Source organism: Priestia sp. FW507-14D1A (assembly GCF_058781295.1).
On sequence record NZ_JBYSWQ010000001.1, the window covers coordinates 891106 to 905666 of the forward strand.

Genomic DNA, 14561 nt, shown 5'->3' on the forward strand with positions numbered 1-14561 from the left:
CCCGGTCAAAGGAGGCTATATGTCTTCTATTAATGAGTCTTACACTGCTCGTAAATGCCTTGTTCTTTTAACACTTTAATAAGTGTTTCTCCCATAACAGATGGTGTTTCAGCTACTTGGATACCGCACTCATTCATTGTTTTAATTTTTTCAGATGCTGTCCCTTTACCACCTGAAATAATAGCACCAGCATGGCCCATACGTTTTCCTGGAGGTGCTGTTTGACCGCCAATGAAGCCAACCACAGGTTTTGTCATGTTTGCTTTTACCCATTCTGCCGCTTCTTCTTCTGCCGTACCGCCGATTTCACCAATCATAATTACTGCATACGTATCTTCATCTTCATTAAACGCTTTTAATACATCGATAAAGTTCGTGCCGTTCACTGGGTCACCACCGATACCAACAGCTGTTGATTGGCCAATGCCAGCTTCAGAAAGTTGATGAACAGCTTCATATGTTAATGTACCAGAACGTGAAACTACACCTACATGACCTTTTTTGTGAATGTACCCTGGCATAATTCCAATTTTACATTCTTCCGGTGTAATAACACCTGGGCAGTTAGGTCCCACAAGGCGCGTACGTTTTCCTTCCATATAACGCTTTACTTTTACCATATCTAATACTGGAATACCTTCCGTAATACAAATAACTAAATCTAAATCTGCGTCAACTGCTTCAATAATGGAGTCAGCTGCGAATGCTGGCGGAACATATACAACAGAAGCCGTTGCGCCTGTTTTTTCTTTTGCCTCGGCAACCGTATTAAATACCGGAACACCTTCTACTTCTAAGCCGCCTTTACCTGGTGTTACGCCACCAACAATTTTCGTTCCATATTCTAACATTTGCTGTGTATGAAAAAGGCCAACTCCGCCTGTAATTCCTTGTACAATTACTTTTGTATCTTGATTAATAAATACGCTCATTCCTATCCCCCAGCCTTTCTATTTCACTAGTGAAACGATTTTTTGTGCGCCGTCTGCCATAGATTCAGCAGCTGTGATATTTAAGCCTGATTTTTGTAAAATTTCTTTTCCAAGTTCAACGTTTGTTCCTTCTAAGCGAACAACTAATGGAAGGCTTAATCCAACTTGTTTCGTTGCTTCAACAACACCTGTTGCAATAACATCACATTTCATAATCCCGCCGAAAATATTAACGAAAATACCTTTTACATTTTGGTCAGATAAAATAATTTTGAATGCTTCTGTTACTTTTTCAGCAGTTGCGCCGCCCCCAACATCCAGGAAGTTAGCAGGGTCGCCTCCGTAATGTTTAATAATATCCATCGTTGCCATTGCTAAACCTGCACCGTTTACCATACAACCGATATTACCATCTAGTGAAATGTAGCTTAAGTCGTATTTAGATGCTTCAATTTCTTTAGCATCTTCCTCTTCAAGGTCACGATATTCAAGAATATCTTTTTGACGATACAGCGCATTTGAATCAAAGTTTAACTTCGCATCCAATGCCATAACGTCTCCGTCACCTGTTACAACTAGAGGATTAATCTCTGCAATTGAGCAGTCTTTTTCAACAAATACTGTATATAAACCTGTCATGAACTTAACTGCTTTTCCAACTAGTTCTTTTGGAATATTAATATTAAATGCAAGTCTGCGAGCTTGGAATGCTTGTAAACCAATCGCAGGATCCACATATTCTTTAAAGATTTTTTCAGGCGTTTTTTCCGCCACTTCTTCAATTTCAGTTCCACCTTCTTCAGAACCCATCAATACAACTTGAGATGTTGCACGATCAAGAACTAAACCGATGTAGTATTCTTTCTTAATATCGCATCCCTCTTCAACTAACAAGCGCTTAACTTCTTTTCCTTCAGGGCCTGTTTGGTGTGTTACGAGGGTCTTTCCTAAAATATCTTGTGCATATGTACGAACTTCATCTAAGTTTTTTGCTACTTTGACACCGCCCGCTTTACCGCGTCCACCAGCATGGATTTGTGCTTTCACCACTGATACTTGTGAACCTAATTCCTTTGCTGCTTCAACTGCTTCTTCAACAGTAAAAGCTACTCGACCGTTTGGTACTGCAACCCCATATTTTCTGAGTAGTTCTTTTCCTTGATACTCATGGATATTCATTTCCCATCCTCCTAACATAATCAACCACAAAACTATACTGCACAAAATAGACTGCGCTTTCATTGTATAAAAATAATTGTCTAATTGTCTACTATTCTAGTGAAAAATATTGAAATAATAAGAAAATTGATATTTTTATGGAGATAGTACTTAACCATACCTTATGAGGTCAATGAGACTCTGCGGACGTTAAACGTACGGTTGATCATGTAAATCAACCTTCACAACTGAAGCGAACTGAGAGGAAAATAATTTACGAACTTCACCCTCTGCAGTATCTCCACTTAAATAAGCTATATCCTTTTTGAGCCTAAAATCCCGCATGTGAAACATGCGCTAAAAAGCAGAGATATGCTTGGGTATCATGTTCTAGTTTACTTGGTTTTTTATTGGTGCAAAAGATCGGCGGTGTTCTGGCAAAATTCCATATTGGTCGATTGCTTCTAAATGTTGTTTTGTTCCATATCCCATATGTTTTTCGAATCCGTATGCAGGATAGCGTTCACCAAGTTCTTTCATCATTCGATCTCGCGTCACTTTTGCAATAACAGAACTTGCAGCAATGGAAATGCTTGTAGCATCGCCTTTGATGATTGACTGCTGCGAAATAGGCACCGGCAGCTTCATCGCATCAATAAGCAGTTCATCAGGCTGGACAGCTAGAAGTTCAATTGCTTCAGTCATTGCCTTTTTTGTTGCTTCATAAATATTAATAGAATCAATGACCTCTGCGTCTATAATACCTATACCGATAGCGACAGCGCTTTTACAAATTTCTTCATAAAACGCTTCTCGCTTTGCTTCTGATAACTTCTTTGAATCCGTCAAACCAGGGAGAAAAAAATCCGGCGGCAAAATAACAGCAGCAGCTACTACCGGTCCTGCTAACGGTCCTCTTCCTACTTCATCTACTCCGGCAATATAGGTTGCTCCTTGATTGTATAATTCGTTTTCATATGCCATCATTTCATCAAACTGTTTCTTCAAGCCCTCAGCGGCTTCAAATTGCCTCTGTTTTTGAATAATAATCTGTTGCACACCTTTACGCTCATCTTGCGCATATGCCTTAAATAAAGCATCTTCCGGGCTTCTCACTTGCTTTAGTTCTTCTTTTATTTCCTTAATACTCTTTTTCATTAGCTCCACCTTCTTTATATCAACATTTTCATGCGGCACTTTTACATAAAAAACGCCTCATGCTAAAAAGGCAGAGGCGTTTTTTGTTTCAGTTCGCAATGTATTGCTTACAGCTGCTGTTCAGCTTCACTTGGATCATCAAATGTAAAGGTGCCAATTTTATCCGTTCGAATTTCTCGAAGAACAAGCTCAGCCGTTTTATCGTAATCCACCATGCCGCCACCCATTAAACAGCCGCGGCGCGACCCAATTGCATCAAAAAGCTCTACAATGTCTTCAGGGATTTCATTTAAATCATAACGCTGCTTTAATTGTTCTGGGTAATGGCTAGTTAAGAAGCGCAGCGCATAAACAGCAACATCTTGCATATTTAAAATGGTATCTTTAATAGCACCCGTTGTCGCAAGCTTATATCCAACTGTTTCATCTTCAAACTTAGGCCACAAAATACCTGGCGTATCAAGTAGCTCCAGCTCATTTCCTACCTTAATCCACTGCTGTGCTTGCGTCACACCTGGACGATCTCCGGTCTTGGCGATTTTTTTACTGGCAAGGCGATTAATCAGCGTTGATTTACCAACGTTAGGAATCCCTACAATCATCGCTCGAATAGCGCGGGGTTTTTTGACTCCTTTTGCGCGCATACGGTCAAACTTCTCTTGAAGAAGTTCTTTGGAAGACGAAACAATTTGTTTCATTCCTTTACCTGCTTGTGCGTCAATAGCTAAGGCATAAATACCTTGTGCTTTGTAATAATCTAGCCACTGCTGAGTAACGCGCGGATCAGCTTTGTCCACTTTATTCAGCAATACGATTCTCGGCTTGTTCACAATAATCTCATCAATCATTGGATTTCGCGATGATTGCGGAATGCGTGCATCAACCAGTTCGTATACAATATCAATCAATTTTAGCTTTTCAGTTACTTGTCTTCTGGCCTTGGCCATGTGGCCAGGAAACCATTGAATTGTCATATTTTACTCACCTTTTATATTTTACTTTGCAAAACGCGCTTCTTTAATCGGCCAGTATACGGCACTCGTTTTACCAAGCACCTTGTCCATGCTGACAAAGCCAATCTGACGGCTGTCTTTACTGTAGCGTCGATTGTCTCCCATCACGAACAAATAGCCTTCTGGCACGGTCTTTTTACCCGTTACGTCTTCTAGTTTAAAATCTTCGGTTAAATTACCGTCAATCACTTCTTTTTTATACTGATCTAAATAGGGCTCTTTATAAGCTTTTCCATTTACATATAGCGTATCATTTCGATACTCAATATGATCACCCGGCAGTCCGATAATACGTTTTATGTAATCTTTTTCCGCTGTAGCATGAAAAACAATAATATCAAAGCGATCAGGATCACCAATCTTATAGGAGAACTTATTTACAATCATTCGATTTTGGTCATGCAGCGTAGGCATCATAGAAAGGCCATCTACTACAATCGGTGCAAACAAAAAATAGCGAATTACAACAGCTAACAGTACGGCAATGGCGATTGCTTTTATCCATTCCCACAGTTCATTTTTCTTTCGAGCCATCTTCAGTCCTCCAACTCTTATGTCATACCTTTATTTTAAACGATAATGTTTGAAACGCCTAATAAATAAATAGAATAAAAAAATGATGACTTGTACGTCTATTTTTTCCTGTCAGAGAACGAATCGTTCTAAAAAAACATTTGAAAAAAGGAGCTTGTATAAACAAGCTCCCCTTTACTATTATCGAATTTCTTTAATACGCGCAGCTTTACCACGTAATTCACGTAGGTAATAAAGTTTCGCACGGCGTACTTTACCGCGGCGCATTACTTCGATTTTTGCAATTTTTGGCGTATGAAGTGGGAATGTACGCTCTACACCTACACCGTAAGAAATCTTACGTACTGTAAATGTTTCGCTGATACCACCGCCACGACGCTTAATAACAACACCTTCAAATACCTGAACACGTTCACGAGTACCCTCAACGATATTTACGTGTACACGTACAGTATCACCAGGACGGAACGTAGGAAGATCTGTTTTTAATTGTTCTTTTGTAATCTCTTCGATTAATTTTTGCATCGCGTGTTTCAACTCCTTCCAACAGACGCTCATACCAATGCTTTTCAATCATTGCAGCGGAACATCGTTATAGGTGACCAGACATCTGCCCAAGCCACAAAATCTATCTTAGCACACTCTTATACCGTATGCAACAGAGTTTATGCATAAATTTTATGGATTTATGAAAGGTTGTTTTCCTCTTTTAATTGAGCTACTACTTTCTTTTGCTCTTCCGTTAGCTCCATTTTTTCAAGCATATCCGGTCTTCGAAGCAACGTGCGCTTTAAAGACTCTTTTTGGCGCCACTGTTCAATTTTTTTATGATTTCCTGACATAAGTACTTCAGGAACTGTTAAGCCTCTAAAATCAGCAGGACGCGTATAGTGCGGGTGCTCTAGTAAACCTGTACTGTGTGAGTCTTGTACAGCTGAATGATTATTGCCAAGCACATCAGGAAGCAGGCGAACAACGCTATCGATCACAACCATTGCACCAAGCTCTCCTCCAGTTAATACATAGTCACCAATTGAAATTTCATCAGTTACCAGCTGCTCACGAATCCGTTCATCATACCCTTCGTAATGACCGCAAATAAAAATTAAATGCTCTTCCGCTGCTAGCTCTTCTGCTTTTGCCTGCGTATAGCGTTCGCCCTGGGGACAAAGCAAAACTACCCGGGGCTTCTTAGCTGTTTCAGTCAGCTTTTCTACAGCGTCAAAAATAGGCTGAGGTGTCAATACCATTCCAGCACCTCCGCCGTAAGGATAATCGTCCACATTTTGATGTTTGTTCGTAGAGTATTCTCGGAAATTAACTACATTCAGTTCAACCGCATTTTTTTCCTGTGCTTTTTTCAAAATTGATTCACCAAAAACACCGTCAAACATAGAAGGAAATAGCGACAGTACATCAATTTTCATTAGTCCAATAACCCTTCCATTACCGTAATAACAATCTCTTTTTCATCTATATCAATAGATTGTACAACGTCGTCGATGTAAGGAATAAGAACTTCTTTTCCGCCTTTTTTAACAACCCACACATCATTAGCTCCCGGCGTTAAAATTTCTTTGACCGTTCCTACCTCTACCCCGTCTTCTGTTTTTACTGTACACCCAATAATTTCGTGGAAATAGAATTCACCGTCTTCTAAATCCGTTAGCTGCTCCTCAGGGATTTTCACTTCACAGTTTTTATACTGCTCAACATCATTTACGTTGTGGTAGCCTTCGAATGTAAGCAGATCAAAATTTTTATGCCTGCGGTGGCTTGCTACCGTTACTTCTACCGGCTCGCTTTGCTTTTCTTTGAAGATATAAAGTTTATTTCCTTTTTCATAGCGCTCATCAGCAAAATCCGTAGTTGATACAATACGAACTTCTCCTTTTACACCGTGGGTATTCACAATTTTTCCAACCTTAAACCATTCCATGCTTCTTCACCTCTATCTAATCTCAACAACTTTGCTATCTTTTATAATAATTGTTTTACTTTCTTTTATCTTTTCCCAATCATCGCCGATTTTTACCTCTACCAAGGCATCCAGTTCCGTTTCAACGAGTTCGCTCCCTAAAGGAAGCTTTTCTAATTGCGTCAGCTGAAAGTTCAACACTTCAATTTTTTCAAGGCGAGCGGATTTTTCTTTTTCAAACTGACTATGTAATAAAGAAGAACCTTTATTGGCTTTTTCCATGTGCTTTAACTGAAATTTCAGCTGTTCCATCTCTTTTTCAAGCGCCTGCTTGCGGTTTATAAAACGATTTTCAAGATCTTGTTTGCTTGCTTCAGTTAACACTTGTTTCACAACCACTTTTTGAATAATGTTCAAAACGTTCCCTCCGCTCTCAAGATAGTGACCTTGTGCTTTTTACATGCATATTGAAATAGCTGCTTCTTGCTCGCAAAAGACTTACTGTGATCAAAACGTTCATCTTATCATAACATAAAAAAAGGGCGAGGTTATCCCTCTCCCTTTTTGATTACTCTTGAATTTTCACATACACTTTTTTACCTTGCTGTGATGCTGCTGCATTCACAACAGTTCGAATCGCTTTTGCAACGCGGCCTTGTTTGCCAATTACTTTGCCGACATCTTCTTGGTGAACAGTAAGGATGTACGTCACTTGACGTTCATCTTCTTGTTCCTCCACTTTAACATCAGCTGGGTAATCAACAAGCGGCTTTACAATTGTTTCGATTAGTGATGTCATCTCGAGTGAAATTATTTTCCTAATTTAGCATTATGGAATTTTTCCATGATGCCTTCGTTAGAGAAAAGGTTACGAACTGTATCAGATGGTTTAGCACCATTTTGTAACCATTTAAGAGCTAGCTCTTCATCGATTTTAACTTCAGCTGGTTGAACTACAGGATTGTAAGTTCCAACTACTTCGATGTAACGTCCATCACGTGGTGAACGAGAGTCTGCTGCTACGATACGATAGAAAGGAGATTTTTTAGCTCCCATACGTTTTAAACGAATTTTTACTGCCATTTTATAAAGCACCTCCGAATATGTTTCAACAAGATAATATAATATCAAATAGGTAAAATGTTTGTAAAGGTTTTTTTCTTAACACTAGAAAAATATTTTATTTTCTTTGGTTTTTCAGTCCAAATCAAGCGTTTTATCATGAAAAGAATGGAAGTTTCATACCCTTTTTCTTGCCTTTTGACATATTTGTCATTTGTTTCATCATTTTTTTCATGTCTTCAAATTGTTTAAGCAAACGGTTAACTTCTTGTACAGAACGTCCGCTTCCTTTTGCAATACGCTTTCTTCGACTTGCATTAATGATTTCAGGGTTTGTTTTTTCCGCTTTCGTCATAGAACGAATAATTGCTTCTACATGATTAATTTGCTTTTCATCAACCTGCAGGTTTTTGAGCCCCTTTACTTTATTGGCGCCCGGAAGCATACCAATCAGCTCATCAAGCGGTCCCATTTGACGCACCTGAGCAAGTTGATCTAAAAAGTCATCAAATGTAAATGACTGCGTACGCAGCTTAGCTTCAAGCTCTTTTGCTTTTTCAGCATCTACATTGGCCTGAGCCTTTTCGATAAGCGTCAGCACATCACCCATACCTAAGATACGGGAAGCCATACGCTCTGGATGGAATGCTTCAATAGCATCCATTTTTTCTCCAAGACCGACAAATTTAATTGGTGTATCGGTTACTGCACGAATAGAAAGCGCTGCACCACCGCGCGTATCGCCGTCTAGTTTCGTTAATACAACTCCAGTTAATCCTAATTGCTTATTAAAGCTATCCGCAACGTTTACTGCATCTTGACCCGTCATCGCATCGACAACAAGGAAAATTTCGTCTGGGTTAGAAAGCTCTTTGATCTGTTCTAACTCCTCCATTAGATTTTCATCAACATGCAAACGTCCCGCTGTATCAATTAATACATAATCGTGATGCTCTTCTTTCGCATGAGCAATAGCTTGTTTCGCAATCTCCACAGGACTTACTTGATCACCTAATGAAAAAACAGACATGCTAAGCTGTTTTCCTAGTGTTTCAAGCTGTTTAATAGCTGCCGGACGATAAATATCTGCTGCTACAAGCAATGGATTACGGTTATATTTTTTACGTAATAAATTGGCAAGTTTACCGGTTGTTGTTGTTTTACCTGCACCTTGAAGTCCAACCATCATAATTACAGTTGGAGCTTTCGGAGCTACTGCAATCTTGCTTTGCTCTCCGCCCATAAGTGCAGTTAATTCTTCTTGTACAACCTTAATAACTTGTTGTCCAGGCGTTAAGCTCTTAAGAACGTCTTGACCTACAGCACGTTCGCTTACGCGCTTAACAAAGTCTTTTACTACTTTAAAGTTTACATCGGCTTCTAAAAGGGCAAGTCTAACTTCACGCATCATTTCTTTAACGTCAGCTTCGTTAACTTTTCCTTTTCCTTTTAACTTTTGCAGTGTGCTTTGCAAACGGTCGGCTAATCCTTCAAATGCCATATACGCCGCCCCCTAATCTAATTTCTCGAGCGAATCAAGAAGAGAAGAAAGCTTACTATTCTTGTGTAAGTCGGCTGCAAGTTCGTCTTTCAGTTGTTGAACAATTGATTGACGCTCTTGAAACCGTTGAAATAACAATAGCTTTTCCTCATATTGTTCAAGCATTTGCTCTGTACGTTTTATATTATCATAAACTGCTTGACGACTCACATCAAATTCTTCCGCTATTTCACCGAGGGAATAATCATCCAAGTAATAAAGTGACATATAACTTCTTTGTTTGGGCGTCAACAGCGCCTGATAGAAGTCAAATAAGTAATTCATTCTTGTTGTTTTTTCGAGCATATGCACGCTCTTTTCAACCATCTGACCGCCCCCTTGTTAAGTGAAAAGCCTTTACATGTTATTAGTTTAACTAGGCGAGGTTTGAATGTCAAGTTTTTTCCTTAACACCTCACATTTTCCCACTTAAAAGAGATGGAGACATAACTAAATTACTTCAATTTAAAGACGAATAAATATGAAACCTGCGTCCATCCTACTAATAAAAAATCCGAACGATTAACCGTTCGGATCTTCCTTCAACTAAGATACTTATATCCTAGCCTCTTTTTAGATTACGCCTCTTTTTCTGTTTCTTCTTCTACAGCATTGGCAAATAATCCATAAATATATTGCTCCGTGTCAAACGGCTGAAGATCGTCCACTTTTTCTCCAAGTCCAACGAATTTAACAGGAAGCTTCAGTTCGTTTCGAATGGCAAGAACAATTCCACCTTTAGCCGTACCATCTAGTTTTGTCAACACAATTCCCGTCACGTTCGTTGCTTCTGAGAATGTTTTAGCCTGACTTAAAGCGTTTTGACCCGTCGTCGCATCAAGTACAAGCAGTACTTCATGAGGAGCACCAGGAATTTCTCGCTCAATAACACGCTTTACTTTCTCTAATTCTTTCATTAAATTCACTTTATTTTGAAGGCGGCCTGCTGTATCACATAGTAAAACATCTGCTTTTCGAGCCTTGGCTGACTGAACAGCGTCATACATGACAGCGGCAGGGTCAGAACCTGCAGATTGCTTAATAACATCAACACCAACGCGTTCTCCCCATACTTCTAACTGCTCAATCGCACCAGCACGGAACGTATCACCTGCTGCCATTACAACTTTTTTGCCTTCTTGTTTGAATTTATGCGCAATTTTCCCAATTGTTGTTGTTTTCCCAACGCCGTTTACCCCTACAAACAAGATCACTGTTAAATCATTTTGCTGCATATTCAGTTCACCAATCTGCTCTTCACCAGACTCATAAATGTCAATTAATTTCTCAGAGATAACAGCCTGCACATCTTGAGGATCCTTAATATTACGGCGTTTCACTTCCGATTTTAAGTCATCAATTAAATCCAACACGGTAGCCACACCGACATCAGCACTAATTAAAATTTCTTCTAATTCCTCAAAAAACTCTTCGTCTACTTGACGATAGCGAGACACTAGATCATTCACGCGTTCTGAAAAAGAATTGCGCGTTTTTGATAGTCCATCTTTAAATTTTTGTGTAACAGAATCGGTTTGCATTGTAATTTTTTCTTTTAGTTTCTTAAAAAAGCTCATTCGTACCACCCTTTCATTCTATGAGTTAAACATATTGCTTTGATTCTTCTAAACGAACAGAGACTAATTTCGATACGCCAGATTCTTGCATTGTCACACCGTACAGTACATCAGCTTCTTCCATTGTACCTTTTCGGTGAGTAATAACAATGAACTGTGTTTGATTACTAAATTTGCGTAAATACGTAGCGAAGCGATGAACGTTTGCTTCATCAAGCGCCGCTTCCACCTCATCTAGCACACAAAACGGCACCGGACGTACTTTCAAAATAGAAAACAGGAGGGCAATGGCTGTTAACGAACGCTCGCCGCCTGACAGCAACCCTAGATTCTGCAGTTTTTTCCCAGGAGGCTGTGCAACAATTTCTACACCTGTATTTAATAAATCTTTCGGATCTGTTAATTTCAAATCCGCCTTTCCTCCTCCGAATAGGGAAGAGAACACTGTACCAAATTCATTGCGGATACGAGTGAACGTATCAGAAAAACGTTTCTTCATTTCCTCGTCCATTTCTTCAATCACTTGATACAGCGTATTTTTCGCTTCGTCAAGGTCCGCTCGCTGCGTATTTAAAAATTCATAGCGCTCTGAAACGCGTTCGTATTGTTCAATAGAACCTAAGTTTACGGTTCCTAATTCATCAATTGCCAGCTTAATGAGCTTGATTTTTTTCCTCGCTTCTTGAATATCTAATGTTAAAGGATATTTTTCTTTTGCTGCTTCAAAGCTAATTTCGTACTCTTCTGTCAGCTGCTGCAGACGGCTGTCTAGCTCTACGTCAATTCGATTGATTTTGACTTCTTCATCTTTTAAAGCATCCGTAATTTGTTTGTACTGACGCTGCAGCTCTTTTACAACCCTCTCTTCGTCTTCAAGTTTATTCTGGGCTTTCAACCGCTCTGATCTGCAGTCATCCATTAATTGTAACGTTTCTGTCTTTTCTTTTATTCGCTCATGCGCCGCTTCTTCGAGCTTAAGTTCACCCGAGTCATTGCTCGTGATTTCACTCGTTAAAAGAGAAAGATCATCTGTAGCTTCAGACAAACGCTGAATGGTTTGATCAAGCTCAAAGCACACTCTTTCATATTTTTCTTGCTGATTTGTGAGGAACTGTTCTTTTTTCGCAAGAAGCACTTTTACTTCTGTAAGCTCATGTTGAACCGTTTCTTTAGACGTTTGCTGTGTATGCTTGCGTGCAGCTAACTCTTCAATGTTTTTCTCTAACACATTTGCCTGCTGCTGATTTCCTTGCAAACTCGTATGCAGCTCATCAATTCGAGCGGACAAGCTTGTTTGATCTTGTCTAAAGCTAGCAATATCATGATCGTACATGGTTAAACGGTCATTCACTGCTTTTTCTTCGATGTCAATTTGCTTTACTTCTCGATCAGATTCCTGCTCTTTGTCTTTCAAGCGTTCCACAAATGCCTGCTGTTTATTAATTTCCTGTTGAAGCTCTTCAATCTGTGACTTTTTATCTTTTACATCTTGCTCGAGCACAAGCGTCTTTTGTTCCATCTCTTCTATTTTTGCCGTAATGACTTCCACTTCACGCTGACGGCCTAGTAAAGAGTTGGACTTTTGCTTCATGGAACCCCCTGTCATCGAACCACCGGGGTTGACGACATCTCCTTTAACGGTCACAAAACGATAGCGATGCTGCACAAGACGGGCAAGTTCATTTGCACCTTTTAAATCATTGACAACAATAACGGTTCCAAGCAAATTTTTAATAACTCGGTCATAGGTAGCTTCGTATTTAACAAGAGATGAAGCGATCCCTACATACGCTTCGTGACTCTCTAGCATAGAAATAGTTTGAGCCGGAACATAACGGTCTTTTACAGACGTCAGTGGTAAAAATGTAGCTCTCCCGTAACCATTTTGTTTCAAAAAGCCAATTGCCTGACGTGCACTTTGTTCGTCTTGAACGACAATATGCTGAGCTGCTCCTCCAAGCGCAATTTCAAGCGCTGTTTCATACTCTTTTGGAACATTGATTAACTCAGCAATGGCGCCTTTGATACCTGCAAGCTTCTCATCACGCGCTTTTAACACTTCTTTTACACCGTGAAAATAACCTTCATAGTCTTCTTGCATCTCTTCAAGCATTTCTTTTCGTGATTTTGTCTGCTGCACGTACTGATAAGCTTGATAAAGCGTAGACTCTTGTTTACGATAGGCTTGCCTTAATGACTCAAGCTTCTCTCCTTGCTGCTTATACACGTGTACAGCCTGCTGAAGCTCTTGACGAAACTGAGCAAGCCTTTTGATCGCCGCTTCTTTTCGCTGCGTTAATTCACGGCGCTGTTCTACGTATTGCTCGTTGGATTTTGTTAAACGCTGCTCTTTTTCAAACGTTTGCATTTTTTGCTGCTCTAAAAATGAAATTTCATTTCGAGCGGATGTTTGAGCGTTCGCTAATTCAAAATACTCGCTTTTCATCTGTTCAAGTTTTTCTTCTAGATTCTCGCTGTACTGCCTGAACAGCTGTTCCTGCTCAGTAAGCTTTAGACGTATCTCTTGTACTTCTTTTTGAGATTGCTCAAGATCTTTTCCTTCGCTGTCTTTTGCTTTACTTAGCTCTTGATGCTTATGAGTATACTCTTTTACTAAACGTTCCAGCTGCTCTTTATTTTGAAAGGCGTTTTTCTTACGCTCTTTTAATACTTCTTTTTTGCCTTCTAGCTTTTCTACTTCTTCACTTACATATAGTAGTTTTTTATGTAAAGAGTCTAGTTGTTCATCTATTTGCTGAATGTGCAAACGAAGGGTCTGGATTTCTCCTTCACGCGTGCGAATATTCGTCGCGAGAGATTCTTCGAGCTGCTCGTGCTGAGCCATTTCAGCTTTTAATTTTTCCCATTTCTGATGAAGATCTTCAACTTCAAATACCGTAACAGCCACATCAATGTGCTCTAATTCTTCTTTTTTCTGCAAATAATCTTTTGCAATAGACGATTGAATCTGTAAAGGCTCTAACTGACCTTCAATTTCATGAAGAATATCTACCACTCGATTTAAATTTTCTTGCGTTTCGAGAAGTCGAAGCTCCGCTTTTCGTTTACGCGTTTTGTATTTTAATACACCTGCTGCTTCTTCAAAAATTTTACGGCGCTCGTCAGATTTACTGCTTAGTACTTCTTCTACTTTTCCTTGACTAATAATCGAAAAAGCTTCTCTTCCAAGTCCTGAATCCATAAATAAATCGACAATATCTTTCAAGCGGCACGGCTGGTTGTTAATAAAAAATTCACTGTCTCCTGAGCGGTACACGCGCCTTGTAATACTAACTTCATGGTAGTCAAGCGGGAGAAACTGGTCATCATTTTCTAACGTAAGCGTTACGTCAGCAACATTTACTGCACGGCGCGATTCGCTTCCTGCAAAAATAATGTCCTCCATTTTCCCTCCACGAAGCGATTTGGCTGACTGTTCTCCAAGCACCCAGCGTATGGCATCCGTAATGTTGCTTTTTCCGCTTCCATTCGGTCCTACTACCGCCGTTACACCTGGCACAAAATCTATCGATACTTTTTCTGCAAACGATTTGAACCCTGCAATATCTAATCGTTTGAGGAACATAGAAATCCCCCCTCACACATGTAATTTTTTCATAGCAAATCCCCCTTTATAACGAATACGTTAAGAGGGGGATCATTTTATTT

15 protein-coding genes are annotated in these 14561 nt (G+C 39.7%); all 15 read right to left on the bottom strand.

Annotation, left to right across the window (positions count from 1 at the left end; genetic code table 11):
* Positions 1-29 precede the first annotated feature (29 nt).
* The 15 genes from sucD to smc all read right to left on the bottom strand — a co-directional run bounded on the left by sucD (position 30) and on the right by smc (position 14478).
* On the bottom strand, positions 30-932 hold the full coding sequence (gene sucD, locus AC3WJG_RS05035) for a succinate--CoA ligase subunit alpha (protein WP_013058889.1): 903 nt from the start codon (positions 930-932) through the stop codon (positions 30-32).
* An 18-nt stretch (positions 933-950) separates the two neighbouring features.
* Positions 951-2111 (bottom strand): ADP-forming succinate--CoA ligase subunit beta, encoded by a 1161-nt coding sequence (gene sucC, locus AC3WJG_RS05040; RefSeq protein WP_013058890.1) that lies wholly within the window; start codon positions 2109-2111, stop codon positions 951-953.
* Between the two features lie 369 nt (positions 2112-2480).
* A complete protein-coding gene (gene rnhB, locus AC3WJG_RS05045; protein WP_098526078.1) occupies positions 2481-3248 on the bottom strand; it encodes a ribonuclease HII in 768 nt (255 codons plus the stop codon).
* Positions 3249-3355: 107 nt separating this feature from the next.
* Positions 3356-4222 carry a ribosome biogenesis GTPase YlqF gene (gene ylqF / locus AC3WJG_RS05050; protein WP_028410801.1) on the bottom strand — a complete coding sequence of 289 codons (867 nt, stop codon included), beginning with the start codon at positions 4220-4222 and terminating at the stop codon, positions 3356-3358.
* A gap of 21 nt (positions 4223-4243) precedes the next feature.
* A complete protein-coding gene (gene lepB / locus AC3WJG_RS05055) occupies positions 4244-4795 on the bottom strand; it encodes a signal peptidase I (RefSeq protein ID WP_013058893.1) in 552 nt (183 codons plus the stop codon).
* Positions 4796-4975: 180 nt separating this feature from the next.
* Entirely contained in the window at positions 4976-5320 is a 345-nt protein-coding gene (rplS, locus tag AC3WJG_RS05060) for a 50S ribosomal protein L19 (protein WP_013084808.1), read from the bottom strand.
* Positions 5321-5481: 161 nt separating this feature from the next.
* Positions 5482-6222: a tRNA (guanosine(37)-N1)-methyltransferase TrmD gene (trmD, locus tag AC3WJG_RS05065; RefSeq protein WP_028410800.1), complete on the bottom strand. Its 741-nt coding sequence runs from the start codon at positions 6220-6222 to the stop codon at positions 5482-5484.
* Entirely contained in the window at positions 6222-6734 is a 513-nt protein-coding gene (gene rimM, locus AC3WJG_RS05070; RefSeq protein ID WP_028410799.1) for a ribosome maturation factor RimM, read from the bottom strand. Before rimM ends, trmD begins: the two co-directional genes overlap by 1 nt.
* 12 nt (positions 6735-6746) lie before the next feature.
* Positions 6747-7130, bottom strand: coding sequence for a YlqD family protein (locus AC3WJG_RS05075; RefSeq protein WP_013058897.1), 384 nt, complete (start codon positions 7128-7130; stop codon positions 6747-6749).
* A gap of 151 nt (positions 7131-7281) precedes the next feature.
* On the bottom strand, positions 7282-7512 hold the full coding sequence (locus AC3WJG_RS05080; RefSeq protein ID WP_013058898.1) for a KH domain-containing protein: 231 nt from the start codon (positions 7510-7512) through the stop codon (positions 7282-7284).
* An 11-nt stretch (positions 7513-7523) separates the two neighbouring features.
* A complete protein-coding gene (gene rpsP / locus AC3WJG_RS05085) occupies positions 7524-7796 on the bottom strand; it encodes a 30S ribosomal protein S16 (protein WP_013058899.1) in 273 nt (90 codons plus the stop codon).
* A 136-nt stretch (positions 7797-7932) separates the two neighbouring features.
* The gene (gene ffh / locus AC3WJG_RS05090; protein WP_013058900.1) at positions 7933-9276 is read right to left on the bottom strand and encodes a signal recognition particle protein; all 1344 of its coding nucleotides are present in this window, start codon (positions 9274-9276) and stop codon (positions 7933-7935) included.
* Positions 9277-9288: 12 nt separating this feature from the next.
* Positions 9289-9621 (bottom strand): putative DNA-binding protein, encoded by a 333-nt coding sequence (locus AC3WJG_RS05095; protein ID WP_025750337.1) that lies wholly within the window; start codon positions 9619-9621, stop codon positions 9289-9291.
* 272 nt (positions 9622-9893) lie between these two features.
* Positions 9894-10892: a signal recognition particle-docking protein FtsY gene (ftsY, locus tag AC3WJG_RS05100; RefSeq protein WP_013058902.1), complete on the bottom strand. Its 999-nt coding sequence runs from the start codon at positions 10890-10892 to the stop codon at positions 9894-9896.
* Between the two features lie 25 nt (positions 10893-10917).
* Positions 10918-14478, bottom strand: coding sequence for a chromosome segregation protein SMC (smc, locus tag AC3WJG_RS05105; protein ID WP_337050932.1), 3561 nt, complete (start codon positions 14476-14478; stop codon positions 10918-10920).
* Between the last annotated feature and the right edge of the window lie 83 nt (positions 14479-14561).

Coding starts and splice junctions, on each gene's coding strand:
- rnhB (WP_098526078.1), bottom strand. CDS start 3,248: ATGAAAAAGAGTATTAAGGAAATAAAAGAAGAACTAAAGCAAGTGAGA.
- trmD (WP_028410800.1), bottom strand. CDS start 6,222: ATGAAAATTGATGTACTGTCGCTATTTCCTTCTATGTTTGACGGTGTT.
- lepB (WP_013058893.1), bottom strand. CDS start 4,795: ATGGCTCGAAAGAAAAATGAACTGTGGGAATGGATAAAAGCAATCGCC.
- sucD (WP_013058889.1), bottom strand. CDS start 932: ATGAGCGTATTTATTAATCAAGATACAAAAGTAATTGTACAAGGAATT.
- AC3WJG_RS05095 (WP_025750337.1), bottom strand. CDS start 9,621: ATGCTCGAAAAAACAACAAGAATGAATTACTTATTTGACTTCTATCAG.
- smc (WP_337050932.1), bottom strand. CDS start 14,478: ATGTTCCTCAAACGATTAGATATTGCAGGGTTCAAATCGTTTGCAGAA.
- ftsY (WP_013058902.1), bottom strand. CDS start 10,892: ATGAGCTTTTTTAAGAAACTAAAAGAAAAAATTACAATGCAAACCGAT.
- rpsP (WP_013058899.1), bottom strand. CDS start 7,796: ATGGCAGTAAAAATTCGTTTAAAACGTATGGGAGCTAAAAAATCTCCT.
- sucC (WP_013058890.1), bottom strand. CDS start 2,111: ATGAATATCCATGAGTATCAAGGAAAAGAACTACTCAGAAAATATGGG.
- ffh (WP_013058900.1), bottom strand. CDS start 9,276: ATGGCATTTGAAGGATTAGCCGACCGTTTGCAAAGCACACTGCAAAAG.
- ylqF (WP_028410801.1), bottom strand. CDS start 4,222: ATGACAATTCAATGGTTTCCTGGCCACATGGCCAAGGCCAGAAGACAA.
- AC3WJG_RS05080 (WP_013058898.1), bottom strand. CDS start 7,512: ATGACATCACTAATCGAAACAATTGTAAAGCCGCTTGTTGATTACCCA.
- rplS (WP_013084808.1), bottom strand. CDS start 5,320: ATGCAAAAATTAATCGAAGAGATTACAAAAGAACAATTAAAAACAGAT.
- rimM (WP_028410799.1), bottom strand. CDS start 6,734: ATGGAATGGTTTAAGGTTGGAAAAATTGTGAATACCCACGGTGTAAAA.